Here is an 893-nt window from a genome sequence, read left to right on the forward strand (position 1 = left end):
TCGGCGAGCCAGCCGCCCAGCGGGCGGATCAGGGAGCCGAGCAGCGGGCCGATGAAGGTGAGATAGGCCGCCTGGAGCGGCGTACGGCCGAACTGGTTGGTGAGGACCTGCCCGAAGGCGAAGGAGTACCCGATGAACGAGCCGAACGTCCCGATGTAGAGGAACGCCATGATCCAGGTGTGCCCGTCGCGCGCCGCGTCCTTGGCCGCGCCGGTGTCGTTCTTGACGTTCTCCAGGTTGTCCATGAACAGCGCGGCGAGGACGGCGGCGACCAGGATGAGCGGGATGTAGATCCCGAGCAGCACGCGTGGTCCGCCGCCCGCCCCGATGATGGCGAGCGCGGCGAGCTGGATGACGGGCACGCCGATGTTGCCGCCGCCGGCGTTCAGGCCGAGCGCCCAGCCCTTCTTCCGCAGCGGGAAGAAGGCGTTGATGTTGGTCATCGAGGAGGCGAAGTTGCCGCCGCCGACACCGGCCAGCAGGCCGACGAGGAGGAAGGTGGAGAAGGAGGTCCCGGGCTCCATCACGGTGAACGCGGCGATCGTCGGGATCAGCAGCATGGCCGCCGAGATGACCGTCCAGTTCCGCCCGCCGAAGATCGCGACGGCGAAGGTGTAGGGAACGCGGACGACCGCGCCGACCAGGGTGACGACCGAGGTCAGCAGGAATTTGTCGGCGGGGGTCAGCCCGTACTCCGGGCCCATGAACAGCACCAGCACCGACCACATGGTCCAGACCGAGAACCCGATGTGCTCGGAGAGCACGGAGAAGAGCAGATTGCGCCGGGCGATCCTCTCCCCCTTCTCCTTCCAGAAGGTCTCGTCCTCGGGATCCCACTCCTGGATCCAGCGCCCGCCCCTGCCGGGGGACGGACCCCTGCCGGGGGACGGGGG

At 68.5% G+C, this 893-nt stretch carries 1 protein-coding gene; it reads right to left on the minus strand.

Going from position 1 to position 893, the window contains the following annotated elements; genetic code table 11:
• On the minus strand, positions 1-845 hold an 845-nt coding region (locus CCN42_RS00285), incomplete at its 3' end, for an MFS transporter (RefSeq protein ID WP_422641166.1).
• Between the last annotated feature and the right edge of the window lie 48 nt (positions 846-893).

The sequence above is a fragment of the Streptomyces glaucescens genome (genome assembly GCF_002154375.1).
In the GTDB taxonomy this organism is placed as follows: Bacteria; Actinomycetota; Actinomycetes; order Streptomycetales; family Streptomycetaceae; genus Streptomyces; species Streptomyces glaucescens.